This is a genomic window from Acinetobacter sp. MB5 (genome assembly GCF_003261585.1).
Taxonomy (GTDB): Bacteria; Pseudomonadota; Gammaproteobacteria; order Pseudomonadales; family Moraxellaceae; genus Acinetobacter.
Genome location: NZ_POVU01000054.1, coordinates 1 through 332, shown reverse-complemented (window position 1 = coordinate 332; position 332 = coordinate 1). Strand labels below are relative to the sequence as shown.

1 protein-coding gene is annotated in these 332 nt (G+C 44.3%); it reads right to left on the bottom strand.

Annotated elements, in window-relative coordinates; all coding sequences use genetic code 11:
* The coding region (locus C1A47_RS17570) for an OprD family outer membrane porin (protein WP_162625990.1) at positions 1-332 on the bottom strand (332 nt) is incomplete at both ends.

Below are 332 nucleotides of genomic sequence, written 5' to 3'. Positions count from 1 at the left end.
TTGTTAAACAGTTCCTGCATATTTCCGAAATAATATTCGCCTTTCAGAGATGGAGAAAACTGGTAACGCAGGTCAATATAGTTCAGGCCATCAGAATACTTGGTGATGCCATTCATGGTGAACGAGAAGTTGTGAAACCCTTCCTGATTACGTGGAGAGACTTTTTCGACACGTCCAACTTCCAGATCAAGGCGGTCAGTAAGCTTGGATTTTAAATTCTCCCCCCAGTAGGATGCCAACAACTGACGACTGGCATCAACTGCGGTAACGGGTAAATCCAGCCAAAGCTCACCCACTTTCACGAGAGTTTTGTCATAGCCCAGTTTTAAAGT